This is a genomic window from Kitasatospora xanthocidica (genome assembly GCF_014656195.1).
GTDB lineage: Bacteria > Actinomycetota > Actinomycetes > Streptomycetales > Streptomycetaceae > Kitasatospora > Kitasatospora xanthocidica.
Genome location: NZ_BNBY01000017.1, coordinates 14,508 through 40,026, shown reverse-complemented (window position 1 = coordinate 40,026; position 25,519 = coordinate 14,508). Strand labels below are relative to the sequence as shown.

The 25,519-nt window shown below is 73.9% G+C and carries 23 protein-coding genes; 19 read left to right on the top strand and 4 right to left on the bottom strand.

Features of this window, described 5'->3' with window-relative positions; genetic code table 11:
- Window positions 1–31: 31 nt before the first annotated feature.
- A complete protein-coding gene (locus tag IE332_RS26020) occupies window positions 32–901 on the bottom strand; it encodes a 3-hydroxybutyryl-CoA dehydrogenase (protein WP_189920825.1) in 870 nt (289 codons plus the stop codon).
- 283 nt (window positions 902–1,184) lie between these two features.
- On the opposite strand from IE332_RS26020, the gene IE332_RS26015 reads away from it, so the two are divergent.
- The gene (locus IE332_RS26015) at window positions 1,185–2,003 is read left to right on the top strand and encodes an SDR family NAD(P)-dependent oxidoreductase (protein WP_189920823.1); all 819 of its coding nucleotides are present in this window, start codon (window positions 1,185–1,187) and stop codon (window positions 2,001–2,003) included.
- A gap of 58 nt (window positions 2,004–2,061) precedes the next feature.
- On the opposite strand, the gene IE332_RS26010 is transcribed toward IE332_RS26015, so the two are convergent.
- On the bottom strand, window positions 2,062–2,994 hold the full coding sequence (locus IE332_RS26010) for a polysaccharide deacetylase family protein (RefSeq protein WP_189920821.1): 933 nt from the start codon (window positions 2,992–2,994) through the stop codon (window positions 2,062–2,064).
- Window positions 2,995–3,202: 208 nt separating this feature from the next.
- Between IE332_RS26010 and IE332_RS26005 the strand changes: the two genes are divergently transcribed.
- The 3 genes from IE332_RS26005 (at window position 3,203) to IE332_RS25995 (ending at window position 5,483) form a co-directional block, all read left to right on the top strand.
- Window positions 3,203–4,087: an SAM-dependent methyltransferase gene (locus tag IE332_RS26005; RefSeq protein ID WP_189920819.1), complete on the top strand. Its 885-nt coding sequence runs from the start codon at window positions 3,203–3,205 to the stop codon at window positions 4,085–4,087.
- Window positions 4,088–4,371: 284 nt separating this feature from the next.
- Window positions 4,372–4,929: an HDIG domain-containing metalloprotein gene (locus IE332_RS26000; RefSeq protein ID WP_229928910.1), complete on the top strand. Its 558-nt coding sequence runs from the start codon at window positions 4,372–4,374 to the stop codon at window positions 4,927–4,929.
- 38 nt (window positions 4,930–4,967) lie between these two features.
- Window positions 4,968–5,483, top strand: a complete 516-nt coding sequence (locus IE332_RS25995; protein WP_189920818.1) for an FBP domain-containing protein — start codon at window positions 4,968–4,970, stop codon at window positions 5,481–5,483.
- A gap of 40 nt (window positions 5,484–5,523) precedes the next feature.
- Here the strand turns inward: IE332_RS25995 and IE332_RS25990 are convergent, their stop codons facing one another.
- On the bottom strand, window positions 5,524–5,898 hold the full coding sequence (locus tag IE332_RS25990) for an RNA-binding S4 domain-containing protein (protein WP_189920815.1): 375 nt from the start codon (window positions 5,896–5,898) through the stop codon (window positions 5,524–5,526).
- 77 nt (window positions 5,899–5,975) lie between these two features.
- Complete coding sequence (locus tag IE332_RS25985) at window positions 5,976–6,380, bottom strand: VOC family protein (protein WP_189920813.1); 405 nt, start codon at window positions 6,378–6,380, stop codon at window positions 5,976–5,978.
- A gap of 141 nt (window positions 6,381–6,521) precedes the next feature.
- Here IE332_RS25985 and IE332_RS25980 point away from each other — a divergent pair, with 141 nt between their 5' ends.
- From IE332_RS25980 to cobT, 15 genes are all read left to right on the top strand, one after another.
- Window positions 6,522–7,688, top strand: coding sequence for a methyltransferase (locus IE332_RS25980; RefSeq protein WP_189921074.1), 1,167 nt, complete (start codon window positions 6,522–6,524; stop codon window positions 7,686–7,688).
- Window positions 7,689–7,804: 116 nt separating this feature from the next.
- Window positions 7,805–8,833 carry an N-acetyl-gamma-glutamyl-phosphate reductase gene (gene argC, locus IE332_RS25975; protein ID WP_189920811.1) on the top strand — a complete coding sequence of 343 codons (1,029 nt, stop codon included), beginning with the start codon at window positions 7,805–7,807 and terminating at the stop codon, window positions 8,831–8,833.
- 14 nt (window positions 8,834–8,847) lie between these two features.
- Window positions 8,848–10,002, top strand: a complete 1,155-nt coding sequence (gene argJ / locus IE332_RS25970) for a bifunctional glutamate N-acetyltransferase/amino-acid acetyltransferase ArgJ (RefSeq protein ID WP_189921072.1) — start codon at window positions 8,848–8,850, stop codon at window positions 10,000–10,002.
- A 171-nt stretch (window positions 10,003–10,173) separates the two neighbouring features.
- Complete coding sequence (argB, locus tag IE332_RS25965; protein ID WP_189921070.1) at window positions 10,174–11,049, top strand: acetylglutamate kinase; 876 nt, start codon at window positions 10,174–10,176, stop codon at window positions 11,047–11,049.
- Window positions 11,046–12,251 (top strand): acetylornithine transaminase, encoded by a 1,206-nt coding sequence (locus tag IE332_RS25960; protein ID WP_189920809.1) that lies wholly within the window; start codon window positions 11,046–11,048, stop codon window positions 12,249–12,251. The genes argB and IE332_RS25960 overlap by 4 nt, the downstream gene beginning before the upstream one ends.
- A gap of 23 nt (window positions 12,252–12,274) precedes the next feature.
- The gene (locus IE332_RS25955) at window positions 12,275–12,823 is read left to right on the top strand and encodes an arginine repressor (protein ID WP_049652068.1); all 549 of its coding nucleotides are present in this window, start codon (window positions 12,275–12,277) and stop codon (window positions 12,821–12,823) included.
- Window positions 12,824–12,936: 113 nt separating this feature from the next.
- A complete protein-coding gene (argH, locus tag IE332_RS25950) occupies window positions 12,937–14,361 on the top strand; it encodes an argininosuccinate lyase (RefSeq protein ID WP_189920807.1) in 1,425 nt (474 codons plus the stop codon).
- Window positions 14,362–14,468: 107 nt separating this feature from the next.
- Complete coding sequence (locus IE332_RS25945) at window positions 14,469–14,726, top strand: RNA polymerase sigma factor (RefSeq protein WP_189920805.1); 258 nt, start codon at window positions 14,469–14,471, stop codon at window positions 14,724–14,726.
- A 234-nt stretch (window positions 14,727–14,960) separates the two neighbouring features.
- Window positions 14,961–15,461: a GNAT family N-acetyltransferase gene (locus IE332_RS25940; protein WP_189920803.1), complete on the top strand. Its 501-nt coding sequence runs from the start codon at window positions 14,961–14,963 to the stop codon at window positions 15,459–15,461.
- A 548-nt stretch (window positions 15,462–16,009) separates the two neighbouring features.
- A complete protein-coding gene (locus tag IE332_RS25935; protein ID WP_189920801.1) occupies window positions 16,010–17,035 on the top strand; it encodes a methionine ABC transporter ATP-binding protein in 1,026 nt (341 codons plus the stop codon).
- Window positions 17,032–17,766 carry a methionine ABC transporter permease gene (locus IE332_RS25930; protein ID WP_189920794.1) on the top strand — a complete coding sequence of 245 codons (735 nt, stop codon included), beginning with the start codon at window positions 17,032–17,034 and terminating at the stop codon, window positions 17,764–17,766. Before IE332_RS25935 ends, IE332_RS25930 begins: the two co-directional genes overlap by 4 nt.
- A gap of 57 nt (window positions 17,767–17,823) precedes the next feature.
- Window positions 17,824–18,648, top strand: coding sequence for a MetQ/NlpA family ABC transporter substrate-binding protein (locus tag IE332_RS25925; RefSeq protein ID WP_189920792.1), 825 nt, complete (start codon window positions 17,824–17,826; stop codon window positions 18,646–18,648).
- A gap of 223 nt (window positions 18,649–18,871) precedes the next feature.
- Window positions 18,872–19,534 (top strand): GNAT family N-acetyltransferase, encoded by a 663-nt coding sequence (locus IE332_RS25920; RefSeq protein WP_189920790.1) that lies wholly within the window; start codon window positions 18,872–18,874, stop codon window positions 19,532–19,534.
- A gap of 200 nt (window positions 19,535–19,734) precedes the next feature.
- Entirely contained in the window at window positions 19,735–20,991 is a 1,257-nt protein-coding gene (cbiE, locus tag IE332_RS25915) for a precorrin-6y C5,15-methyltransferase (decarboxylating) subunit CbiE (protein WP_189920788.1), read from the top strand.
- A 494-nt stretch (window positions 20,992–21,485) separates the two neighbouring features.
- Entirely contained in the window at window positions 21,486–25,472 is a 3,987-nt protein-coding gene (gene cobT / locus IE332_RS25910) for a nicotinate-nucleotide--dimethylbenzimidazole phosphoribosyltransferase (RefSeq protein WP_189920786.1), read from the top strand.
- The last annotated feature ends 47 nt before the right edge of the window (window positions 25,473–25,519 follow it).

Genomic DNA, 25,519 nt, shown 5'->3' with positions numbered 1-25,519 from the left:
CGCGTTTCCGTCGCGTTTGCGCCGGAAGGGATCAGGCGCCGGCGGTGTAGTCGTAGAAGCCGCGGCCGGACTTGCGGCCGAGCAGGCCCGCGTCGACCATCCGGGAGAGCAGCGGGGGAGCGGCGTACAGCGGCTCCTTGTACTCGTCGTACATCGACTCGGCGATCGAGACGATGGTGTCCAGGCCGATCAGGTCGCACAGCCGCAGCGGGCCCATCGGGTGGGCGCAGCCGGCCTCCATGCCCTTGTCGATGTCGGAGGCGGTGGCCACGCCCGACTCGAACATCCGGACCGCGGAGAGCAGGTAGGGCACCAGCAGCGCGTTGACCACGAAGCCGGCCCGGTCGCGGGCGCGGATCGGCTCCTTGGCGAGCACCTGGGAGGCGAAGGCCTCGACCCGCTCGGTGGTGGCCGCCGAGGTGGTCAGGGTCGGGATGACCTCGACCAGCTTCTGCACCGGCGCCGGGTTGAAGAAGTGCAGGCCGATGACCTGCTCCGGGCGCGAGGTGGCGGCGGCCAGCTTCACGATCGGGATCGAGGAGGTGTTGGAGGCGAGGATCGCGTCGCGGCGCTCGACGACCTGGTCCAGGGTCTGGAAGATCTTGACCTTGATGTCCTCGCGCTCGGCGACCGCCTCGACCACCAGGTCGCGGTCGGCGAAGTCGGACAGGTCGATCGTGAAGGACAGCCGGGACATCGCCTCGTCCCGCTGCTCGGGGGTCAGCTTGCCGCGCTTGACGGCGGTGTCCAGGGAGTTGGTGAGCCGGGTGCGGCCGAACTCCAGCGCCTCACCGGTGGCCTCCGACACCAGGACGTCCAGCCCGGCCCGGGCGAAGACCTCGGCGATGCCCGACCCCATCAGACCGCAGCCGACTACTCCGACGCGCGCGATGTCACTCACTCAGTTGCCCTTCGGTGGTGCTGGGGGTCGCCCAGCGACTGGTGGCCCAGCGAGCTGCTGGTCAGCGGGTCGGTGAACCGGAATGGGTGCACCGGTCACCGCCCCGACGACGTTACTACTCCGTACCGGCCAGTAGGTCACCCCCTCCCCGGCCGAGTGCCACCGCCGAGGACCCCCCGAACGGGTGAGCCGGGGGCCCGGGCCCGTGCGCCCGGGGGCACCGCCGCCCGGTGGCCGACAGAATGCCGCAGACGGGGCCGGGGGGCGGAAGGGAGCACACACGGTGTCGACGGGATCGCTCACAGGACAGGTCGCCCTGATCACCGGCGCAGGCCGGGGCATCGGCCGGGAGATCGCCATCGGCCTGGCCGCCGAGGGCATGGCCGTCGGCCTGGTCGGCCGCACCCACGGGACGCTGACCGACACCCTCAAGGAGTGCGTCAAGCACGGCTCCCGGGGCGTCGCCGTCGCCGCGGACGTCACCCGCCCCGGCTCGGTGCGCGAGGCCGTGCGGCTCGTCGAGCGCGACCTCGGCCCGATCGACCTCCTGGTCAACAACGCCGGCCTGGTCGACCGCGCCGAGGTGCCGATCTGGGAGACCGACGCCAACCAGTGGTGGCAGGTCGTCGAGACCAACCTGCGCGGCCCCTACAACCTGCTGCGCTGCGTGCTGCCCGGCATGGTCGCCCGGCGGCGCGGCCGGGTGCTCAACCTCAACTCCGGCTTCGCGCTGCGCCCGGACGGCCACTACACCGCGTACGCCACGTCCAAGGGCGCGCTGCTCCAGCTCTCCGACAACATGGCGGACTCGCTCGCCCGGCACGACGTCGTGGTCCTCGACATCAGCCCGGGCGCGGTCGCCACCGACATGACCGCCGGGATGCCGATGTTCCGGGACATGAAGGCCTGGGGCTCCATCCCGTACATGGTCGCGGTCACCGTGGACGCCGCCCGCGGCCGCTTCGACGGGCTGCACGGGCGGTTCATCCACGTCGGGCGGGACGACCTGCAGGAGCTGGTCGACCGGGCCGACGCGATCCGGGCCTCGGACGCCCGCACGCTGCGGCTGCGCCCGTACAAGGACGACGACCCGATGGTCTGACCGGTCCCGCCTCTGCGGGCCCTGCGCGTCCTGCGGGCCCCGCGCGTCCCGCGCCGCCCTACGCGCAGAGCTGGCTGGCGGTCACCGGCTTGAGCCCGGCCTTGGCGAGCCCGTCCAGGATGGCGGGCAGCGCGTCCACCGTGCACTGGTGGCCCATGTGCAGGGCCACCACCGAGCCGCCGCGCACCGCGTTAAGCACCCGGCGCTGGAGCTCGGCGGCCGGGGGGTCGTTGTAGTCGCGCGGGTCGACGTCGAAGGACAGCACGTGCTCGTAGCCGACGGCCCTGGCCTGCTCGCGCACCATCGGGGTGGCGTACTGGGCGGCGGAGGGGCGGAACCAGCGGCCGATCGAGCCGGTGAGCCGCTGCAGCCGGTCGGCGCACTGGGCGATCTCGGCACGTGCCTGGTCCGGCGTCATGGCGGAGATGTTGAGGTGGTTCTGGGTGTGGTTGCCCAGCTCGTGGCCGCCGTCCAGGATCCGCCGGGCCATCTGCGGCTGCTGGTCGAGCCAGCTGCCGACGACCATCACGGTCAGTTTGGCGCCGCGCTGCTCGGCGATCTCCAGCAGCGCGGTGGCCAGCTTCGGGTCGCCGCTGCCGTGGAAGGTGAGCGCCACGTTCTTGCCGGTCCGCGCGCCGTACGCGACCTCGACCGGGGTGCCGGGCGCGAGCGGCGGCAGCGGGGGCGGGGTCGGCGGGGCGGAGGCCTGGGCGGCGGCCGCGGTCGGCCCGGCGGTCGGTTCGCCGGCCGGTTCGGTGGTGGGCAGGGGCTCGCCCGGGGTGGTCGGGGCGGGGGAGGCCGGGCCCTCGCCGCCGTTCCAGGCCGGGTCGGTGGTGTGCTGCGGGTCGACGGTGCCGGGGTGCGCGGCCAGCGCCCCCGGGTCGGCCCGGCGGTGGGCGCCGGTGCCGCAGGCGGTGAGGAGGCCGCCGGTGGCGGCGAGGGCGGCCAGCTGGGCGGCGGTGCGCAGTACGGTGCGGCGGTCGGCAGTCATCGGCAGCCAGCATAGAGAGGGCGGCTGCGGCGGGCGATCCGGCATGACCGGTGGGACCCGCCTTTGACGTGCACACATTCGGTCTACGGGCGTTGCGTAAACCTGAACTCCCGCTGTTTCCACGGCGTGTCGTTGGATACGATCACCGCGCACCGCGTGTTGACGGGCGGTCGCACAATTCCGGCATTGCGCATGGGGGGCGGACAGGATGCACGAGGACACCGCGGCGATCGGCCAGCCGACCGGCACCGACTGGCACTGGGCCAGAGCGGACGACTGGCGACCGCCGAGCGAGCTGGACACCGGCGTCCCGCACACGGCCCGGATGTACGACTACTACCTGGGCGGCAAGGACAACTTCGAGGTCGACCGCAAGGCCGCGCAGGCCGCGATAGCCGCCTACCCCGCACTGCCGCTGCTGGCCCGCACCAACCGGCAGTTCCTCGGCCGCGCCGTGGAGTCCGTGGCCGGCCGGGGCATCCGCCAGTTCGTCGACATCGGCACCGGCATCCCGGCCGTCGGCTCCACCAGCGAGGTCGCCCAGCGGGTCGCCCCGGACGCCCGCGTGGTGTACGTGGACAACGACCCGATCGTCGCCACCCACGCCCGCGCCCTCCTGGCGAGCCACCCCGCCGGGCACACCTCGGTGATCGAGGCCGACCTGCGCGACCCGGCCTCGATCCTGGCCCACCCGGCGCTGGCCGCCGCCGTCGACCTCTCCCAGCCCGTCGCGCTGATGCTGGTCGCCGTCCTGCACTTCATCCGGGACGAGGACGGCGCGCAGCGCATCGTCAGCACCCTGCGCGACGCGCTCGCCCCCGGCAGCGCCCTGATCCTCTCCCACGGCAGCCCCGACTTCGCCTCCCGGGAGAGCGCCGCCGAGGGCACCCGGATCTACCGGAGCGCCAGCGCCCCGCTCGTCCTGCGCCCGCGGGCCGGCGTCGAACCCTTCTTCGGCGACTTCGAGTTCGTCGGCCCCGGGCTCGTCCAGCTCCCGCTCTGGCGCCCCACCGCGGGTCACGTCCCCACCAGCGAACTCCCCGAGGGCTGGCAGGACGTCTCCGCCTACGCGGGCGTCGCGTTCAAGCCCTAGGGCTTGTCTTCGAACCCCCGCCTGCGGGCCGACGCCGGGGCACGCGCCTCGCGGCGTTGTCGTCGGTCGCCGATGCTCCGCATGGACTCCCTCCTCCGCCTTGCGATGCACGCACCCCAACGCCGCCCCGCCCGCCCTGGCGGGCGGACGACGGGGGCTCGAAGACGAGCCCTAGCGGCCCGCTCGACCCCGGCCCCGGCGCCTCCCTCCTACGCCGGGACCGGGTCAGCCCAACCTACGCACCGCCACTGACAACGCCTCACCCGCCCGGGGTAGCCTGCGGCGTGACCACCACCCTGCCGCCGCTGCCCCCCGGCGTCGCCGACCTGCTGCGCGCCGTCGACGCCCCGCCCCGACTGGTCGCCCACCTCGCGCTGGTGCACGAGGTCGCCGAGCTGATCGCCGACTTCTGCGCCGGCGAGGGCCTGGAGTTCGACCGCGAGGCCGTCCGGTACGGCGCCGCCACCCATGACATCGGCAAGACGATCCACACCGAGGAGCTCTCGGCGCCCGGCTCCGCGCACGAGGCCGCCGGCCACGCCCTGCTGCTGGCCCACGGGGTCCCGGAGCGGCTCGCCCGCTTCGCCCGCAGCCACGCGAGCTGGGCCGGACCCGGTGTCACCGTCGAGGAACTGCTGGTCAGCCTGGCCGACAAGGCCTGGAAGAACAAGCGCGTCCCGGACCTGGAGGACCGGGTGGTGGACCGGCTCGCCGCCGCCACCGGCCGGGAGCGCTGGGAGGCCTTCCTCGCCCTGGACGACCTGCTCACCCGGATCGGTGAGGACGCCCCGCGGCGGCTCGGCGTCCAGGCCGGGTACCCCGTACGAACCGGGAGAAATTGACGCGACAGGGCGGGCGGGCCGGTGTTAGCTTCCGGCGCATGGAACCCCTGAGTGAGAACGAGATCCGCGCGTCCTTCGTCAACTGCTCCAAGGGCGAGGCCCGTCGGCTCAACCTGCCCCGGGGTCTGGCCGAACTGCCCTGGGAGAGCCTGGACTTCCTCGGCTGGCGGGACCAGGGCGCGCCCGACCGGGCGTACCTGGTGGCGTCGTACGGCGGCGAGCCGGTCGGCGTCACGCTGCGGGTGCCGACGGTCCGGCGCAGCCTGACCAAGACCAACGTCTGCTCGCTCTGCATCACCGCGCACGCCGGCACCGGCGTCGCGCTGCTCGCCGCCCGCCGGGCCGGGGCGGCCGGGCGCGAGGGCAACACGGTCGGGACGTACATCTGCGCCGACCTCGCCTGCTCGCTCTACGTCCGCGGGCTGAAGAAGTCCACCCTGGTCACCCGGCCCGACGAGTCGTTGCCGCTGGAGGACCAGATCGCCCGGACGAGGGCCAACCTGGACGCCTTCCTCGGCCGGGTGCTCACCGACACCTCCGCCACCGCCGCCTAGCGTCCGGGGCGTCCCGGGCCCCGGCGGCGTCGCGGTGCCCTCAGTGGCCGCGCAGCTGGTCGAACTCGCGGCGCTCCCGCTTGGTGGGGCGCCCGGCCCCGCGCTCCCGCTGTCCGGCCGCCGCGACGAACTCGCGCGGCGGCCGCGGCGGGCTGTTGTCGACCAGGCACTCCGCCGCGGCCTCGGCGCCGACGCGCTTGCGGATCAGCTTCCGCACCACCACGACCCGCTCGTGGTTCTCCTCGCGGACCCGTACCTCGTCCCCGGGCTTCAGCGCCTGGGCCGGCTTGGCCCGTTCGCCGTTCACCCGGACGTGCCCGGCCCGGCAGGCGGCCGCCGCCAGTGCCCGGGTCTTGACCAGCCGGACCGACCAGATCCAGCTGTCCACCCGCACGCTTCCCTCGTGTTCAGCCATCCCCGGAGCCTACCCAAGCGGTCTGCCCGAGCCGGTCTGCCCGAGCGGGTCGACCCAGGCAGCCTCCGTCGGGAGCCCTACGCGGCCGACGGCGCCTCCTGGACCGCCCAGCCGTTGCCGTCCGGGTCGTTGAAGAACACGAAGTTGTTCCACGGCTCGCCGTGTCCGTTCACCCGGGACCCGGCGACGAAGTGCTGGACCGGGCTGACCTGGACGCCCCGCGCCAGCAGTTCGGCGTGCGCCTTCTCGATGTCGGCCACCACCAGCTGGAGGCCCTTGACCGAGCCGGGCGGGGAGTCGATGATCCCCCGGCCCACCACGATCGAGCAGGGCGAGCCCGGGGGAGTCAGCTGGACCACCCGGACCCCGTCCCGCAGGCGGGTGTCGTGGTCGACCGTGAAGCCTGCCTGCTCCTCGTAGAAGAGCTTCGCGCGGTCCACGTCGGACACCGGGACCACGACGACTTCGAGCTTCCAGTCCATCGCCCTCACCCCTCTCGGTCGGGCTCTTCCAGTATCCGTCCGGCGGCACTCATCCAAAACTGTTCCCCGCCGGCCGTCCGATAGCCTGAGAACACGATGAATCCCCAGACCACGCCCGCCGCGACCCCGCAGGCCACCCCGCTGACCAGCCCGTGGGGCACCCTCGACCTCACCCGCTTCCCCGAGGACCCGCGCGAGCGGCTGCGGGCCTGGGACGCCGCCGACGAGTACCTGCTGCGCCACCTGGCGGGCGAGGCGGACAGCGCGGCCGGTGCCGCGACCGAGCTGTCCGGCCGCCGGATCGCCGTCCTCGGCGACCGCTGGGGCGCGCTGACCACCGCGCTGGCCGAGCACCGCCCGGTCCAGATCTCCGACTCGCACCTCGGCCGGCAGGCCACCCGCGCGAACCTGGCCCGGGCCGGCGCCGCCGTCGACGAGGGCCTGCTGCTCACCACCCGGGACACCCCGCCGGACCGGATCGACGTGCTGCTGGTGCGCGTCCCCAAGAGCCTGGCCCTGCTGGAGGACCAGCTGCACCGGCTCGCCCCCGCGATCCACCCCGGCACCGTGGTGGTCGGCGCCGGCATGGTCGCCGAGATCCACACCTCCACCCTCCAGCTCTTCGAGCGGATCCTCGGCCCGACCCGCACCTCGCTCGCCGTCCGCAAGGCCCGGCTGATCCTCTGCACCCCCGACCCGGCGCTCGATCCGGGCCCCAACCCGTGGCCGCACCGCTACGCGCTGCCCCCGGACATCGGCCCCGCCGCCGGCCGTACGGTGGTCAACCACGCCGGCACCTTCTGCGCCGAGCGGCTCGACATCGGCACCCGCTTCCTCCTCGCCCACCTGCCCGTCCCCGCCCTGGGGGCCCGGGTGGTGGACCTCGGCTGCGGCAACGGCGTGGTCGGTACGGCGGCGGCGCTGGCCGGGCCCGGCGCGGAGCTGGTCTTCGTGGACGAGTCGCACCAGGCGGTGGCCTCCGCGGAGGAGACCTTCCGCACCAATCTGGGCCCGGAGGCCCCGGCCGAGTTCCTGACCGCCGACGCGCTCGCGGCGGACGTGGTCGCCCCCGGCTCGGTGGACCTGGTGCTCAACAACCCGCCGTTCCACTCCCACCAGGCCACCACCGACGCCACCGCGTGGCGGATGTTCACCGGCGCCAAGCGGGCGCTGAGGCCCGGCGGTGAACTCTGGGTGGTCGGCAACCGTCATCTCGGCTACCACGTCAAGCTGCGCCGGCTCTTCGGCAACTGCCAACTCGTCGCGGGCAACCCCAAGTTCGTGGTGCTGCGGGCGGTCAAGCGCTGATCCGGGAGCGGCCCTGACACCGCCGGCGGGTGGCCGTCCGGCGGTGCTCCGGCAGAGACTCCTTGCATGGATTTTCCTCCACGCGTATATTCATGCCAAGACCTAGGAGGAACGCCATGGCATTGCGAGTCGCCGTCGCCGGCGCCAGTGGGTACGCGGGCGGCGAGGTGCTGCGTCTGCTGCTCGGCCACCCTGAGGTGGAGATCGGGGCGCTGACCGGCGGCTCGAACGCGGGCACCAGACTGGGCGCGCTGCAGCCGCACCTGATCCCGCTCGCCGACCGCGTGCTCGAACCCACCACCCCCGAGGTGCTGGCCGACCACGACGTGGTGTTCCTGGCGCTGCCGCACGGCCAGTCCGCCGCCGTCGCCGAGGCCCTCGGCCCGAACGTCCTGGTGGTGGACTGCGGCGCCGACTTCCGGCTCAGGGCCGCCGCCGACTGGGAGCAGTTCTACGGCTCCGCGCACGCCGGCACCTGGCCCTACGGCCTACCCGAACTCCCCGGCCACCGCGCCGCGTTGAAGGGCAGCAACCGGATCGCCGTACCCGGCTGCTACCCGACGGCCGTCTCGCTGGCGCTGTTCCCCGCGTACGCGGCCGGGCTCGCCGAGCCGGAGGCCGTGGTGGTCGCCGCCTCCGGCACCTCCGGGGCCGGCAAGGCCGCCAAGCCGCACCTGCTGGGCAGCGAGGTGATGGGCAGCGTCAGCCCGTACGGCGTCGGCGGCGTCCACCGGCACACCCCGGAGATGGCGCAGAACCTCAGCCCGCTCGCCGGTGAGCCGGTCACCGTCTCCTTCACCCCCACCCTGGTCCCGATGCCGCGCGGCATCCTCGCCACCTGCTCGGCCAAGGCCAAGCCCGGCGTGACCGCCGAGGGCCTGCGCGCCGCCTACGCCGAGGCGTTCGCGGGCGAGGCCTTCGTCCACCTGCTGCCCGAGGGGCAGTGGCCGCAGACCAGCAGCGTCTACGGCGCCAACACCGCCCTGGTCCAGGTCGCCCTGGACGCCACCGCCGGGCGGATCATCGCGATCAGCGCGATCGACAACCTGGTCAAGGGCACCGCCGGTGGCGCGGTGCAGAGCATGAACATCGCCCTCGGCCTGCCCGAGGAGCTCGGCCTCCCCGTGAACGGAGTCGCACCGTGAGTACTGCTGGCAACGTGGGCGTGACGGCGGCCAAGGGCTTCCGCGCCGCCGGGGTGACGGCCGGCATCAAGGCCTCCGGCACCCCGGACCTCGCCCTGGTGGTCAACGACGGCCCCTCGCTCGCCGCGGCCGGCGTCTTCACCGCCAACCGGGTCAAGGCGGCGCCGGTGCTCTGGTCCGAGCAGGTCCTCAAGGGCGGCCAGGTCTCCGCCGTCGTCCTCAACTCCGGTGGCGCCAACGCCTGCACCGGCCCGCTCGGCTTCCAGGACACCCACGCCACCGCGGAGAAGGTCGCCGCCGACCTGGGGCTCAATGCGGGCGAGGTCGCCGTCGCCTCCACCGGCCTGATCGGCGTCCGGCTGCCGATGGACATCCTGCTGCCCGGCGTCACCCTGGCCGCCGGGGAGCTCAGCGCGACCGGTGGCGAGGCCGCCGCGGTCGCCATCAAGACCACCGACACCGTGCACAAGACCGCTCAGGTCACCAGCCCGGCCGGCTGGACGGTCGGCGGCATGGCGAAGGGCGCGGGCATGCTCGCCCCGAGCCTCGCCACCATGCTGGTCGTGCTCACCACCGACGCCGCCGTCGACAGCGCCGGCCTGGACGCCGCCCTGCGCGGCGCCACCCGCACCACCTTCGACCGGATCGACTCCGACGGCTGCATGTCGACCAACGACACCGTGCTGCTGCTCGCCTCCGGCGCCACCGGAGTGACCCCGGACGAGGCCGAGTTCGCCGAGGCCGTCCGCGCGGTCAGCGCCGACCTGGCCCGCCAGCTGATCGGCGACGCCGAGGGCGCGAGCAAGGACATCCGGATCGACGTCACCGGTGCCGCCACCGAGGACGAGGCGGTCGAGGTCGCCCGGACGATCAGCCGCAACAACCTGCTCAAGTGCGCCATCCACGGCGAGGACCCCAACTGGGGCCGGGTGCTGGCCGCGATCGGCACCACCTCCGCCGCCTTCGACCCGGACCGGCTGGACGTCGCCATCAACGGCGTCTGGGTCTGCAAGGACGGCGGCGTCGGCGAGGACCGCGACCTGGTGGACATGAAGGGCCGCGAGGTCGTCGTCACCGCCGACCTGAACGCCGGCGGCGCGAGCGCCTCGCTCTGGACCAACGACCTCACCGCCGACTACGTCCACGAGAACAGCGCCTACTCCACGTGAGCCGCGACGCCTGACCGGCGACCCGCGACCAGCGACACGCGACCGGCGCCACCTGATCCGCGACATCCTCCGCCAACCTCCGGCCGGGGGGACCCCCATCGACGAGGGATACCCGTGCAGATCGCACCCAAGGGCGAACAGGCCCGCAACAACACCGCGTTGCCCAAGGCCATGACGCTGATCGAGGCACTGCCGTGGCTGGAGCGCTTCCACGGCAAGACCGTCGTGATCAAGTTCGGCGGCAACGCCATGGTGGACGAGGAGCTGAAGGCGGCGTTCGCCCAGGACGTCGTGTTCCTGCGGTACGCCGGTCTGCACCCCGTCGTGGTGCACGGCGGCGGCCCGCAGATCAGCGCCCAGCTGGAGAAGCTCGGCCTGGAGTCCAGCTTCACCAACGGCCTGCGGGTCACCACCCCCGAGACCATGGACGTGGTCCGGATGGTGCTGGCCGGCCAGGTGCAGCGCGAGCTGGTCGGCCTGCTCAACTCGCACGGCCCGTTCGCCGTCGGCATGACCGGCGAGGACGCGCACACCATGACGGCGGTCAAGCGCTACGCGGTGGTGGACGGCGAGCAGGTGGACATCGGCCTGGTCGGCGACATCGTCAACATCGAGGCCGGCGCGGTGAAGGCGCTGATCGGGGACGGCCGGATCCCGGTCATCTCCTCGATCGCCCGGGGCGCGGACGGCCACGTCTACAACATCAACGCCGACACGGCCGCCGCCGCCCTGGCGGTCGCGCTCGGCGCCGAGATGCTCGTCGTCCTCACCGACGTCGAGGGCCTCTACAAGGACTGGCCGAACTCCGACGACGTGATCAGCCAGCTCAACGCGAGCGAGCTGGATGAGCTGCTGCCGGGCCTGGCCAGCGGCATGCTCCCCAAGATGGAGGGCTGCCTGCGCGCCGTCCGCTCGGGGGTGGGCACCGCCCGCGTCCTGGACGGCCGGGTGCCGCACAGCCTGCTGCTGGAGATCTTCACCGACGAGGGCATCGGCACGATGGTCGTGCCGGACGACGAGCCGACCGTGACCGGGGGACTGGCATGACGCACAACGAGCAGCTCACCGAGCGGTGGCAGCACACCTTCACCGACAACTACGGCACCCCCCGGATCCCGCTGGTGCGCGGTGCGGGCAGCAAGCTGTGGGACGCGGACGGCAAGGAGTACACCGACCTGCTCGGCGGCATCGCCGTGAACGCCCTCGGTACGGCCCACCCGGCCGTCGTCGAGGCGGTCGGCCGGCAGATCGCCACCCTCGGCCACGTCTCCAACCTGTTCATGGCCGAGCCGACCGTCGCGCTCGCCGAGCGGCTGCTGGAGCTGGACGGCCGGCCGGGCGGCCGGGTGTTCTTCTGCAACTCGGGCGCCGAGGCCAACGAGGCCGCCTTCAAGATCAGCCGGCGGACCGGCCGCACCCACCTGGTCGCCCTCCAGGGCGCCTTCCACGGCCGGACCATGGGCGCCCTCGCGCTCACCGGCCAGCCCGCCAAGCAGGACCCGTTCCGCCCGCTGCCGGGCGACGTCACCCACGTCCCCTTCGGTGACGTGGAGGCGCTGCGGGCGGCCGTCACCACCGAGACCGCCGCCGTCTTCCTGGAGCCGATCCAGGGCGAGAACGGCGCGATCCCGCTGCCGGACGGCTACCTCAGGGCGGCGCGCGAGATCACCCGGGCCACCGGCACCCTGCTCGTCCTGGACGAGATCCAGACCGGTGTCGGCCGCACCGGCCACTGGTACGCCCACCAGGCCTTCGAGGGCGTCGAGCCGGACGTCGTCACGCTGGCCAAGGCGCTCGGCGGCGGCCTGCCGATGGGTGCGACCCTCGCCTTCGGGCCGGCCGCCGACCTGCTCACCCCGGGCCAGCACGGCACCACCTTCGGCGGCAACCCGGTGGCCGCCGCGGCCGGGCTCGCGGTGCTGGACACCATCGAGTCCGAGGGCCTGCTGGAGCACGTCCGCAAGCTGGGCGAGCGGCTGCGGCACGGCGTCGAGGCGATCGGCGACCCGCTGGTCTCGCACGTGCGCGGGGCCGGCCTGCTGCTCGGCATCGTGCTCACCGAGCCGGTCGCGGCCCGGATCCAGGCCGTCGCGCAGGAGGCCGGCTTCCTGGTCAACGCGGCCGTCCCGGACGCCGTACGGCTGGCCCCGCCGCTGGTCCTGACCGAGCAGGAGGCGGACGCCTTCCTCGCGGCGCTGCCGGGCATCCTCCGGACGGTGCGGGAGAACGCCCCGGCCGATGCGAGTTGACCGTCGTCCGGGAGAATAATCACATGACCGCTTCCCACTCCGGCCCGTCCGCCGCCGGCCCGACGCCGCAGGTCCCGCAGACCCGCACCGCGCGCCACCGGCGGATCGTGGACCTGCTCACCCGCCAGCCCGTGCGTTCGCAGAGCCAGCTCGCCAAGCTGCTCGCCGACGACGGACTCGTGGTCACCCAGGCCACCCTCTCCCGGGACCTGGACGAGCTGGGCGCGGTCAAGATCCGCAACCGGGACGGCGCGCTGATCTACGCCGTCCCCGCAGAGGGCGGCGACCGCACGCCGCGCGCGCCGATGGGGGAGTCGGCCAGCGAGGGCCGGATGGCCCGGCTGGCCGGCGAGCTGATGGTCTCCGCGACGGCCTCCGGCAACCTGGTGGTGCTGCGCACCCCGCCGGGCGCCGCCCAGTTCCTGGCCTCGGCGATCGACCAGGCGGAGGTGTTCGAGATCATCGGCACCATCGCCGGTGACGACACCGTGCTGCTGATCAGCCGCGACCCGGCCGGCGGCCAGGCGCTCGCCGACCACCTCATGCAACTCGCCCAGGCGAAGGCGCAGTAGCGTCCGGACACCCACGACCCCGGCCGACGGACCCCGTCGGCCGGGGTTTTGTGTTTCATACGCCATCGTGCATACTTATGCCGTCCGCTGTACAGGCATGAAGGAGCCCCGCGATGACCGCCCAGCAGTCCTCCGACGTCCGCCTCTGGGGCGCCCGCTTCGCCGACGGCCCGTCCGAGGCGCTGGCCAGGCTCTCCGCCTCGGTCCACTTCGACTGGCGCCTCGCGCCGTACGACATCGCCGGCTCCAAGGCCCACGCCCGGGTCCTGCACAAGGCCGGCCTGCTCTCCGACGAGGAGCTGGCCGGCATGCTGGGCGGCCTCGACCGGCTGCTCGCCGACGTCGAGGCGGGCACCTTCACCGGCACCGTCGCCGACGAGGACGTCCACACCGCCCTGGAGCGCGGCCTGCTGGAGCGCCTCGGCGCCGAGCTCGGCGGCAAGCTGCGGGCCGGGCGCTCGCGCAACGACCAGATCGCCACCCTGTTCCGGATGTACCTGCGGGACCACGCGAAGACCATCGGCGGCCTGCTGCTCGACCTCCAGCAGGCCCTGGTCGGCCTCGCCGAGGCGCACCCGGACACCGCCATGCCGGGCCGCACCCACCTCCAGCACGCCCAGCCCGTGCTCTTCGCCCACCACGTCCTCGCGCACGTGCAGGCCCTCGGCCGGGACGCCGAGCGGCTGCGCCAGTGGGACGCCCGCACCGCCGTCTCGCCGTACGGCTCCGGGGCGCTGGCCGGCTCCTCGCTCGGCCTCGACCCGCAGGCCGTCGCCGCCGACCTCGGCTTCGAGGGCGGCTCGGTCGGCAACTCCATCGACGGCACGGCCTCGCGCGACTTCGTCGCCGAGTTCGCCTTCGTGACCGCGATGATCGGGATCAACCTCTCCCGGATCGCGGAGGAGGTGATCATCTGGAACACCAAGGAGTTCGGCTTCATCACGCTGCACGACGCCTTCTCCACCGGCTCCTCGATCATGCCGCAGAAGAAGAACCCGGACATCGCCGAGCTCGCCCGCGGCAAGTCCGGCCGCCTGATCGGCAACCTGACCGGCCTGCTGGCCACCCTCAAGGCGCTGCCGTTGGCCTACAACCGGGACCTCCAGGAGGACAAGGAGCCGGTGTTCGACTCCTGCGACACGCTGGAGGTGCTGCTGCCCGCGTTCACCGGGATGATGGCCACCCTCACCGTGCACCGGGAGCGGCTGGAGGAGCTCGCCCCGGCCGGCTTCTCGCTCGCGACCGACATCGCCGAGTGGCTGGTCAAGCAGGGCGTGCCGTTCCGGGTCGCGCACGAGGTGGCCGGCGCCTGCGTCAAGGTCTGCGAGGCCGAGGGCATCGAGCTGTCCGACCTGACGGACGAGCAGTTCGCCGCGATCTCCGAGCACCTGACGCCGGAGGTGCGCTCGGTGCTCAGTGTGCACGGCGCCATCGCCTCCCGTGACGGGCGCGGCGGCACCGCCCCGTCCGCCGTCGCGGTCCAGCTCGCCGAGGTGAAGGCGGACCTGGCGCGACAGCAGGAGTGGATCCGGGCCTGACCCGGGGCCGGGGGAGGAGGGGCGCGGCGGTCCGACCGGCGCGCCCCTCCGGCGTCCGCGCCCCGGCCCGGGCGTAACCGGCCCCGCCCCCGGGCGTCATGCACGGTGTGTGCACAACCCTTCCCCCCGTCCCCTCCGCCGAGGACGTCTACCTCGCCGAACGCCGCCGCCGGGTGGTCCGCGAGACCGTCGCCGCGCTGCCCGGCCGCTGCCCGCAGCTGGTCGCCGCCCTGGCCGAGGACCCGCCGCCGACCTACCGCGAGCTCTCCGAGCGCCTCGGCATGCCCCGCGGCTCCATCGGCCCCACCCGCTCCCGCTGCCTCGCCTGCCTGCGTACGCTGCTCCACGCGGAGCGGTACCCGTGAGGCCCGGGGGCGGCTCCCGCCGGGCCCGTCCGCGCCGCCCGACCGGGCGCCCCGGCCCCTCCCCGAACGGGCGTGACCCTCGCCACGTCCGGCCCCGCGAAGGTTGAGGGGAGCTGACACCCGGGTAGAGCGCTGGCGAACGCAGCTCTTGACGGTGCCGCGATCACTCGGATACTGAGCGTGAGCGCGCCACCCTCTGCGCGCCGGGCACGACGACTGGGGAGGCCCCTCCACATGGGCATGAGCGTGATCATCTCGGCCGCGGCGGCCGAGGACGCGGAGCAGATCCTCAAGCTCCAGTACCTCGGCTACCAGCCCGAGGCCGAGCTGTACGGCGACTGGGCGATCGAGCCCCTGACGCAGAGCCTGGAGAGCCTGCGCGCCGAACTGACCGAGCAGCACTTCCTGGTCGCCCGGCTGGGCGACGAGGTGGTCGGCACCGTCCGGGGCCACGTCGGCGCCGACGGTGTCGGCCGGATAGGGCGTCTGGTCGTCCACCCGCGGATGCAGCGCCACGGCCTCGGCGGCCGTCTGCTGGACGCGCTGGAGCGCCGCCTCGTCGAGGACGGTCGGGTGTCCGCCTTCCGCCTGTTCACCGGCCACCGCAGCCTCGGCAACCTGCGCCTGTACGCCCGCCAGGGCTACCGGCAGACCCGGGTCGAGCAGGTCAACAACCGGCTGAGCTTCGTCCACCTGGAGAAGCCCGTCAGCACGCCGCTCGCCGCGACGGCCTGAGCCCCGCCGCTCCGCGCCCCCTCGGCGCCGCCACCATCCGGACGGTACGGTGGCGGCGCCGAGCCGTGTTTCCGCAGGTCAGAGCCGAACATGTCCGCATTGCGGACAGCCTCGTCAAATAATTGGGCGTACCCGGAGCCATCTGTTTTACTGGCTCACATGACTGCGACGACGAACTGCACCCCCACCGGCACAATGCCGGCAGGTGAGCGTGCCATGTGTCGTCGAATGTGTCACTGCTGAGGGCCACCGCCCCCGGCGCCCCCTGCGGGTGCCCTTCCCCTCGCGCCCCGAAGCGAGACTCCGGCGCCGCTCCCGCCCGTGCGAGCGCGTCCGTCATCCCGTACCCCTCCCCCTGCCGTGCCCGCCCACCCGCGGGCACCGGTGACTCGTAAGGGCCACGCCGTCGCGCGGCCCGGCCGTCCAGCGGCCACGATCAAGGGGTGGCAGGTCCGGATCCCCCTGGCGAAGCGACGTAAGACGCCGCCGACCGCACGCCGGTCGGGCGGTCGACCCACGCCGCCCGCCCCCGACCCACGGAAGCCGCTGTGATCACCACCACGGACCTCACGAAGGTCTACCGCTCCCGAGGCCGCGAGGTGACCGCCCTCGCCGGCGTCGACCTGCACGTCCGCCCGGGCGAGGTCTACGGAGTCGTCGGCACCAGCGGTGCCGGCAAGTCCACCCTCATCCGCTGCGTGAACATGCTGGAGCGCCCGACCTCCGGCACCGTCACCGTGGACGGGCTCGAACTCACCGCGCTGTCCGGTGGCGAGAACCGCGCGGGACGGGAGCTGCGCGAGGCCCGCCGGCGGATCGGCATGGTCTTCCAGCACTTCAACCTGCTCGCCTCGCGGACGGTGCAGCAGAACGTCGAACTCCCGCTGGAGATCATCGGCCTGGACCGCACCCAGCGCCGCCGCAAGGCCGCCGAACTGCTCGACCTGGTCGGCCTCGGCGACAAGGCCCGCAGCTACCCCAACCAGCTCTCCGGTGGCCAGAAGCAGCGCGTGGGCATCGCCCGCGCCCTGGCCGGCGACCCCAAGGTGCTGCTCTCCGACGAGGCCACCTCGGCGCTCGACCCGGAGACCACCCGCTCGATCCTCAAGCTGCTGCGCGACCTCAACCAGCAGCTCGGCCTCACCGTCCTGCTGATCACCCACGAGATGGACGTCATCAAGTCCGTCTGCGACTCGGCCGCCCTGATGCGCGGCGGGCGGGTGGTCGAGTCCGGCAGTCTCACCGACCTGCTGGCCGAGCCCGCCTCCGAGCTGGCCCGCGAGCTGTTCCCGCTCAGCGAGTTCGGCACCGGACACCCCGGCTCCACCGTGCTGGAGATCACCTTCCAGGGCGACACCTCGGCCCAGCCGTTCGTCTCCCAGCTGGCCCGCACCTACCAGATCGACATCAACATCCTCGGCGCCGCCGTGGAGACCATCGCCGGCCGGATGGTCGGGCGGATGCGGGTCGAACTGTCCGGCGGCCACCAGGACAACGTGGTGCCGATCGGCTACCTGCGCGAGCAGGGCCTGCAGGTGGACGTGATCGGCGCGGCGAACGGAGCGGTGGCATGACCTGGGACCAGATGTGGGAACTGATGTGGCCCGCCACCCAGGAGACCTTCCAGATGGTCGGGGTCGCGACCGTCTGCACCGTCATCCTCGGGCTGCCCCTCGGCGTCCTGCTGGTGCTCACCTCCAAGGGCGGAGCGCTGCAGAACCAGCCGGTGAACAAGGTGCTCGGCGCGATCGTGAACCTCGCGCGCTCGCTGCCGTTCATCATCCTGATGATCGCGCTGATCTCCTTCACTCGGTGGCTGACCGGCAACTCCCTCGGCTGGCAGGCCGCCACCGTGCCGCTGACCGTCGGCGCGATCCCGTTCTTCGCCCGCCTGGTCGAGACCTCCGTCCGCGAGGTCGACCGCGGCCTGATCGAGGCCGTCCAGTCGATGGGCGGCGGCACCTGGACGCTCGTCCGCAAGACGCTGGTGCCCGAGGCCCTGCCCGGCATCGTGGCCTCCGTCACCACCACGATCATCGCGCTGATCGGCTACTCCGCGATGGCCGGCACGGTCGGCGGCGGCGGCCTGGGCGACCTCGCCTACCGCTACGGCTACCTGCGCTTCGAGACCGCCTTCATGTGGATCATCGTGGCGGAGATCGCGATCATCGTGACGATCATCCAGCTGGCCGGCGACTACGCCGTGCGCCGGCTGGCGAACCGGGGCCAGGGCGGCGGACGCACCCGCCTGCTCCGCCCGCGCGCCGCCACCCCCGAAGCCGACGAATCCGCCGTCGCCTCCTAGACCTCCCCCGTCCGACCCTGGACGCGGCTCCCCGCATCACGCAGAAAGGCACTTTTCGTGCGCAACGTTCTGAAGTTCACCAGCATCCTCGCCACCGCCGGCCTCGCCCTCTCCGTGGCCGCCTGCAGCAGCTCGGGCTCGTCCTCCTCGGACCCGAACGCGCCGCTGAAGGTCGTCGCCAGCCCCACCCCGCACGGGCAGATCCTCAAGTTCGTCAAGGACAACCTCGCGGACAAGGCGGGCCTCAAGCTCGACATCAAGGAGGTCACCGACTACGTGACCCCCAACACGGCGGTGCAGGACGGTTCGGCCGACGCCAACTACTTCCAGCACGTCCCGTACCTGGAGGACTTCAACAAGAAGCGTGGCACCGACATCGTCTCGGTCGAGACGGTGCACCTGGAGCCGCTCGGCGTCTACTCCAAGAAGGTCAAGTCGATCACCGACCTTCCGGACGGTGCCACCATCGGCCTGCCGAACGACGCCACCAACGAGGGCCGCGCGCTCAAGCTGCTCGCGGACAACAAGCTCATCACCCTCAAGGACGGCGCCGGCACCGCCGCCACCCCGGCCGACGTGACGGGCAACCCGAAGAACCTCAAGTGGAAGGAGCTGGAGGCCGCCCAGCTGCCCCGCTCCATCACGGACGTCGACGCCGCCGTCATCAACGGCAACTACGCGCTCGACTCCGGCCTGAAGCCGGCCACCGACGCCCTGGTGCTGGAGAAGGCCGAGGGCAACCCGTACGCCAACATCCTCGCCGTCAAGAAGGGCAAGGAGAACGACCCGCGGGTCAAGAAGCTCGCCGAGCTGCTGCACTCCGACGAGGTCAAGAAGTACATCAACGACACCTTCCAGGGCTCGGTCGTCCCGGCCTTCTGATCCGACGCACCTCCGTCGCGGCGCCGTCGCACCGCCGTCCCCCCGCAACGCCCGACCGGGCCCCCGCCGCACCTCGGCGGGGGCCCGGTCGGGCAGTATGCACCAGGGACGCCCCGGGCAAAGGCGTTCTGACGTACCGTCGTGCGCGCGGCGCACCGCGTGATACCCGGAGTGCGACGGAGGCGTACGGTGTTGTGTTCACGACCCGGCGAGGAGAGACGGCATGGCAGCGAGCTTCCCCGAGACCGCCATCAGCACCGAACGGCTGCTGCTGCGTCCCCTTGCGGAGGACGACGCCCCCGGCCTGGCCGCGATGATGGCGGATGACCTCGTACTGGCCTGGACGGACCTCCCGCACCCCTTCACCGAGGCCTACGCGGCCGAGCTCGTCCGCACCCACGCCCCGGCCCACCGGGCCGCCGGGCGCGGCATCGTCTTCGCCGTCACCGAACACCTGACCCAGCGCCTGGTCGGCCTGGTCGAGCTGCGCAACACCGACTGGCGGCTGCGCAGCACCGAGATCTCCTACGTCACCGCCACCTGGGCGCGCGGCGAGGGCTACGCCCCGGAGGCCGTCCTCGGCGTCGCCCAGTGGCTGTTCGAGGACCGCGGCTTCCTGCGCCTGGAGATGCGCACCGCCGCCGGCAACACCGCCGCCCAGCAGGTCGCCGGGAAGATCGGCGCGATCAGCGAGGGCGTGCTGCGCAGCGCCTGGATAGTGCGCGGCGAGCCCGGGGAGGCCTTCGTGGGGGCTCCCGGCCGCCGGACCGGGGAGGAGAGCCGCAGCGACCTCATCCTGTGGAGCCTGCTCCCGGAGGACCTGGAGTCGCCCGGAGCGCACCGGGGCGGCTGGCACGGCGAGCACCGCTACGTGCTGCGCGACTGACCCGCCAGGCCCGGCGGCGCCCGACCGGACGGCGGGCCGCCACCCGCCCGTCACGGACATGTGTACGAGATGTCCACCCCCGGACGATCACACCCGGTAGCCTCTGACCGGCGCCGCACCGCGCCGAACCGCGCCGCAAGTGAGTGGCGTGCTGAGTGGCGTACCGCGTGGCGCACCGAGTCGAGGGAGAACGGCCGCAGATGGCTGACCGGATCACGGTCATCGGGTGGGACGGCACGCCGCTGACCGAGGCCGCCGGTGCGGCCCTCGCCGCGGCGACCCTGGTGGCCGGAGCCCCCTACCAACTGAGCGCCCTCCCGGTGCCGGACGACGCCGAACGGATCGCCCTCGGCGACATCCGGCAGGCCGCCCGCCGGATCGCCGAACACCGCGGCGCCGCCGTCGTGGTCGCCGAGGGCGACCCGGGCTTCTTCGGCGTGGTGCGCACCCTGCGCCGCCCCGAGTACGGCCTCGAACTCGAAGTCCTGCCCGCCGTCTCCTCCGTGGCCACCGCCTTCGCCCGGGCCGGCATGCCCTGGGAGGACGCCCAGGTGGTCAGCGCCCACGGCGGCCGGCTGCGCCGCGCGGCGAACATCTGCCGGGCCAACCCCAAGGTCGCGGTGCTCACCGCCCCGGGCGCCGGGCCCGCCGAACTCGCCCTGATGCTGCGCGGGGTGCACCGGACCTTCGTGGTCTGCGAGGCCCTCGGCACCCCCGAGGAGGACATCACCGTCCTCACCTCCGACCGGATCGCCGACCACGTCTGGCGCGACCCCAACGTGGTGCTGGTGATCGGCGGCTCCGCCCTGGCCGGCCCGGTGGACCAGGCGGCCGGCTGGCTGGCCGGGCGCCCGGTCGGCTACCCCGGCGCGGAGCGCGGCTGGGCGCTCCCCGGCGATGCCTACGCGGGCGCCGGGCGCACGGGGGGTGAGACGGGCGCGCCGGACACGCTCCCCGCGCACGTACGCGCCCTGGTGCTGGCCCGTCTGGGTGCACGTCCGGGGGACCTGGTCTGGTCGGTCGGCGCGGGCAGCGGAGCCCTCGCCGTCGAGGCGGCCCGGTTCGGCGCCGCCGTGGTCGCCGTCGAGGGCTCCCGCTCGGCCTGCGCCCGGCTGACCGTCAACGCCCGCCGGTACGGCGTCGAGGTGGAGGCCGTCCACGGCAGCGGCCCCGAAGTGCTCGGCGGCCTGCCGGAGCCGGACGCGGCGGTCGTGGAGTCCGGCGGACCGGACGTGGTGCGCGCCGTACTGGCCCGCAAGCCGGAGCGGTTCGTCGCGCTGCCCCGGACCCTCGCCGAGGCGGAGGAGATCCGCCGGGCGATCGGCGAGGCCGGCTACCGGGCGGACGGCGCGCTGCTCCAGTCGACCCCGCTGCGCTCCACCGGGGACGGCGGCGGACTGGCGCTGGGGGCGGACGGGACCGGCGCGCTGGTGCTCTGGGGTGAGCAGATCGTGTGAAGGCCTCGGGTGCGGCCGGGGGGCCGCGCGCGGCGGGACGGTGATCGACGGTGATCCAGGTCGCATCCGGACAATGATTCGAGAGGTGACCGCGCCGGGCCGGTAGTGTGACGTCCTGGGCGGCTGCAGCTGTCGGCGACCCACCCGATTCGGTCGGTTTGTCACCTTTTTGACGTGGTGCAACCCCGTTCCGCTCGGAGTGTGGGCAATTCGACGCGCCTCGTGCCGGACCTGGAGAATGCCGTAGGGTCCGGTGCGGTCGTGCCGGTCGCTCCGGGTTGTCGTTGTTTCAGACGATGCGCCGCCCCCGTGTGGGCGGTGTGCCGGGCCGGGGTGCCGCAGTGCGCCGGAAGGACTCGGGCCGCAGCGCTTCGGCGCGGCGGCCGCGTGTGGTTGAGGGGCGGGTCGGTGCAGGCCCGGCCCGTGCGGATGGGCGCTGCGATCGGTGATCGCGTCGCCAAGGGCGCGGCAGCGGCCTGGAAGGAGCTTTGACAATGACCGATGGCGGCCACGTCCCGGGCGAGGGACTGCCGGAGCACCTGAACGCCGGGCCCGACCCGCTCGGCGGACCGGAGGGCGTCGCGGGCGTTGCACCTCTGCAGGGCGTCGCGACGGACGGCGGAATGATCCCGAACCCGGCGGCCCCGGTCGGTGCCGTGCCCGGCGGGATGCCCCCGGGCGCCGGCGCCATCCCGCCGCAGGGCCAGCCCGGCTATGCCGTCCCCGGCGAGGGGTGGGCCGTCGACCAGGGCGCCCAGCGCCCGGCCTTCCACTTCCTCGACCAGCCCGACGGCCTGGACGACGAGGACGACGTGCTGCTGATGCCCGGTCCGCAGGGCTCCTGGGGCGAGCCGATGGCGGCCGTCCCGGTCGAGCAGACGCCGCTCGCGCCGCAGCAGGACGGCATGCCGGTCGAGCCCTCCTGGCCGCCGCTGGACCCGCCGGCGCTCGGCGCCGAGCAGTTCCAGCAGCAGCCCTTCCCGTCGCAGCCGCAGGCACAGCAGCCGGTGACGCAGGCTCAGCCGCCGCGCCGCCCGCTGCACGCCGGCCCGCCGATCCCGGACCCGTCGCTGATGACCGGCCAGGTCCCGGTCCGCTCGCTGGCCGACCGCGGGCCGTCGCAGGGCGGCACGCCCGCGCACGGCATCCCGGTCGTCGGCCGGCCGCCGATGGCCGAGACCGTCGCCCCGGCTCCGGCTGCCGTGCCGCAGGCCGCTCCGGCGGCGCCGGTCGTTCCGCTGGTCGCGGGGGCTCCGATGGCGCAGGCCGCGGCGGCTCCGGCCGCTCCGGCGGGCCCCATGGCTCCGATGGCTCCGGGGGCTCCCGTGGCGGAGGGTCAGCAGGTGCTGCCGCAGGACGTCCAGCAGGTGGCGCAGGTGCCGCTGGCCTCGCAGCCGGTCGAGGCCGTCATGGCCATCGAGACGGTCGGCGCGATCGAGGTGATCGAGGTCGTCGAGACCCCGGACGCCGCCCAGACCGTCCAGGGCGCCCAGCCCGCCGAGGCCGTCGCGGAGGCTTCGGCCTTCGCGGCGCAGGCCGTCGTCGCCGAGCCGGTCCCGGCCGAGGCCGCCCAGCCGGGCGCCGAGGCCCACGCCGCTCCCGGTGCGGTCGAGCCGGTCGCGGTCGGATCCGTCGCGGTGGAGTCGGTGGCCGTCGAGTCGGTCGCCGTCGAGTCCGTGGCCGTCGAGTCCGTCGCGGTCGAGGAGGCCGTCGCCGAGGGTGCCGTCGCCGACGGTGCCGCCGAGCAGGCCGAGGCCGCCACTCCGGCCGGTCAGCCGCGCCGGATCTCCGCCTTCCTCGCCGCGCCCACCCCGCACGGCCTGCCCAAGGTCGCGCCTGTCGAGCAGGCCCCGGCAGCCGGCGAGGCCGCGCCGCAGCAGCCCGCGCCCATAGCGGCCGCCGACGCGCCGCAGGCCGTCGAGGGCGGCGAGACCGCCGAGGCCGCTCCGGCCGCCGCCGAGCCCGTCCAGGGTGCGGAGACCGCCGAGGCCGTCGCGAGCGCGCCGGAGGCCGTGGCCGAGCCGGTCGCCGAGACCGCCGCCGGCACCGGCGAGATGCCGTCCGGCCAGGCCGTCGCGGAGAACACCGTCGCGGAGAACACCGTGGTGGAGCAGGCCGTCGAGGGCGAGCAGCCGCAGCAGGCCGCGCCCGTCGAGACCCCGGCCGAGGCCGCCGCCGAGCCGGTCGCCGAGCAGGCCCAGGCCGAGGTCCCGGCCGAAGCCGCCAAGCAGGGTGCCGAGGCCGCCGCCGCACCCGCGGCCGAGGCCGCGCAGCCGACCGACGCCGTCCTGCCGGAGGGCGAGCCGCAGCCCGCCGCCGAGCAGGCCGAGCCCGCCGCCGAGGCCGTCGCGGAGAACGCCGTGGCGGAGAACGCCGCGGCCGAGCAGGCCGTGGTGGAGCAGACCGCGGAGGGCGAGCAGCCGCAGGAGGCCGCGCCCGTCGAGGTCCCGGCCGAGGCCGCCGCCGAGCAGGCACCGGCCGAGGGCACGGCTGACGCCGCCGCCGAGACCGCGGAGCCCGTCACCGCCGAGGCCACCGAGGCCGTCGAGACCGTCGAGACCGTCGAGCAGGCCCCTGAGGCCCCCGCCGCCGGGGAGCCCCAGGCCGAGCCGCAGGCCGAGCCGCAGGCCGAGCAGCAGCTCGCCGACCAGCCGGTCGCCGAGCAGCCCGCCGCCGAGCAGCCGGTGGCCGAGGACCCGCAGCCCGAGGAGCCCGCCGAGCCGCGCGGCCCGGCCGCCCCCGGTTACGACGAGGCCGGCCGCGAGGCCGTCCACCAGGTGATCCGTGAGCGCCGCGACGTCCGCAACGGCTTCCGCCCGGACCCGATCCCGCACGAGGTGCTGATCCGGGTCCTGGAGGCCGCCCACACCGCGCCCAGCGTCGGCTACTCGCAGCCCTGGGACTTCGTGGTGATCCGCTCCGGCAAGACCCGCAGGCGGATGCACGCCCTGGCCGAGCGCCAGCGCGAGGCGTACGCGGACTCGCTGCCCAAGGGCCGGGCCAAGCAGTTCAAGGAAATCAAGATCGAGGCCATCCTCGAGACCCCGGTCAACATCGTGGTGACCGCCGACCGCACCCGCGGCGGCCGGCACACCCTGGGCCGGCACACCCAGCCGCAGATGGCCCCGTACTCGGCCGCCCTGGCCGTCGAGAACCTCTGGCTGGCCGCCCGCGCCGAGGGCCTGGGCGTCGGCTGGGTGAGCTTCTTCGACGACGAGCAGCTGGTCCGCGAGCTCGGCCTGCCGGAGCACCTGGAGGTCGTCGCCTACCTGTGCGTCGGCTACGTCGACTCCTTCCCGGACGAGCCGGAGCTGGAGCAGCAGGGCTGGGCGAAGAAGCGCCCGCTGGCCTGGGTCGTCCACGAGGAGCAGTACGGCAACCGCGCGCTGCCCGGCGAGGAGCCGCAGGACCTGCTCGCCGAGACGCTGCGCGGCATCCGCCCGCTGGACGCCAAGGCGCTCGGCGAGGCCTGGGACCGGCAGAAGCGGATGACCAAGCCGGCCGGTTCGCTCGGCATGCTGGAGATCATCTCCGCCCAGCTGTGCGGCCTGTCCCGCAAGTGCCCGCCGCCGATCCCGGAGCCCGCCTGCGTGGCGATCTTCGCCGGCGACCACGGCGTGCACGCCCAGGGCGTCAGCCCGTGGCCGCAGGAGGTGACCGCCCAGATGGTCGGCAACTTCCTGGCCGGGGGAGCGGTGATCAACTCCTTCGCCAAGCAGATCGGCACCGAGGTCTGCGTGGTCGACGTCGGCGTGGCCGCCGAGCTGCCCGACGCCGTCCAGCAGGGCCGTGCCACCGGTCTGCTGCCGCGCAAGGTCCGTCCCGGCACCGCCGACATGACCCAGGGCCCGGCGATGACCCGCGAGGAGGCCCTCAAGGCCATCGAGGTCGGCATCGAGACCGCCCGCGACCTGGTCGCGGCGGGCAACAAGGCACTGGTCACCGGCGACATGGGGATCGCCAACACCACCGCCTCGGCGGCCCTGATCTCGGTGTTCACCGGCCTGGACCCGGCCGAGGTCACCGGCCGCGGCACCGGCATCGACGACGAGACCCACGCCCGCAAGATCGAGGTCATCCGCGCCGCGCTGGCCCTGCACCAGCCCGACCCGAACGACCCGATCGGCGTCCTCGCGGCCATCGGCGGCCTGGAGCACGCGGCCATCGCCGGCTTCCTGCTGGGCGCCGCCTCGCTGCGCACCCCGGTGGTCCTGGACGGCGTCATCGCCGGTTCGGCCGCGCTGGCCGCCAAGGCGATCGCCCCCGAGGTGCTGGCCGCCTGCATCGCCGGCCACCGCTCCGCCGAGCCCGGCCACCAGGCCGCGCTGGCGAAGCTCGGCCTGCGTCCGCTGATCGACCTGGACCTGCGGCTCGGCGAGGGCACCGGTGCCCTGCTGGCCCTGCCGCTGGTGCAGAGCGCGGCCCGGGCGATGCACGATGTAGCCACCTTCGACTCCGCCGGGGTCACCGAGAAGGCCTGACGCGCACCTCGTCACCGCTCCGCGGACCGGCCCGAGGGCGCGCCGGT

What these genes read in the sequence shown, in the direction of transcription:
- IE332_RS25920 (WP_189920790.1), top strand. Translation starts at nt 18,872, where the DNA reads ATGGCAGCGAGCTTCCCCGAGACCGCCATCAGCACCGAACGGCTGCTG.
- IE332_RS25995 (WP_189920818.1), top strand. Translation starts at nt 4,968, where the DNA reads ATGGAACCCCTGAGTGAGAACGAGATCCGCGCGTCCTTCGTCAACTGC.
- IE332_RS25985 (WP_189920813.1), bottom strand. Translation starts at nt 6,380, where the DNA reads ATGGACTGGAAGCTCGAAGTCGTCGTGGTCCCGGTGTCCGACGTGGAC.
- IE332_RS26005 (WP_189920819.1), top strand. Translation starts at nt 3,203, where the DNA reads ATGCACGAGGACACCGCGGCGATCGGCCAGCCGACCGGCACCGACTGG.
- argH (WP_189920807.1), top strand. Translation starts at nt 12,937, where the DNA reads ATGACCGCCCAGCAGTCCTCCGACGTCCGCCTCTGGGGCGCCCGCTTC.
- argB (WP_189921070.1), top strand. Translation starts at nt 10,174, where the DNA reads ATGACGCTGATCGAGGCACTGCCGTGGCTGGAGCGCTTCCACGGCAAG.
- cobT (WP_189920786.1), top strand. Translation starts at nt 21,486, where the DNA reads ATGACCGATGGCGGCCACGTCCCGGGCGAGGGACTGCCGGAGCACCTG.
- argC (WP_189920811.1), top strand. Translation starts at nt 7,805, where the DNA reads ATGGCATTGCGAGTCGCCGTCGCCGGCGCCAGTGGGTACGCGGGCGGC.
- cbiE (WP_189920788.1), top strand. Translation starts at nt 19,735, where the DNA reads ATGGCTGACCGGATCACGGTCATCGGGTGGGACGGCACGCCGCTGACC.
- IE332_RS25940 (WP_189920803.1), top strand. Translation starts at nt 14,961, where the DNA reads ATGGGCATGAGCGTGATCATCTCGGCCGCGGCGGCCGAGGACGCGGAG.
- IE332_RS26010 (WP_189920821.1), bottom strand. Translation starts at nt 2,994, where the DNA reads ATGACTGCCGACCGCCGCACCGTACTGCGCACCGCCGCCCAGCTGGCC.
- IE332_RS25990 (WP_189920815.1), bottom strand. Translation starts at nt 5,898, where the DNA reads ATGGCTGAACACGAGGGAAGCGTGCGGGTGGACAGCTGGATCTGGTCG.
- IE332_RS25955 (WP_049652068.1), top strand. Translation starts at nt 12,275, where the DNA reads ATGACCGCTTCCCACTCCGGCCCGTCCGCCGCCGGCCCGACGCCGCAG.
- IE332_RS25930 (WP_189920794.1), top strand. Translation starts at nt 17,032, where the DNA reads ATGACCTGGGACCAGATGTGGGAACTGATGTGGCCCGCCACCCAGGAG.
- IE332_RS25960 (WP_189920809.1), top strand. Translation starts at nt 11,046, where the DNA reads ATGACGCACAACGAGCAGCTCACCGAGCGGTGGCAGCACACCTTCACC.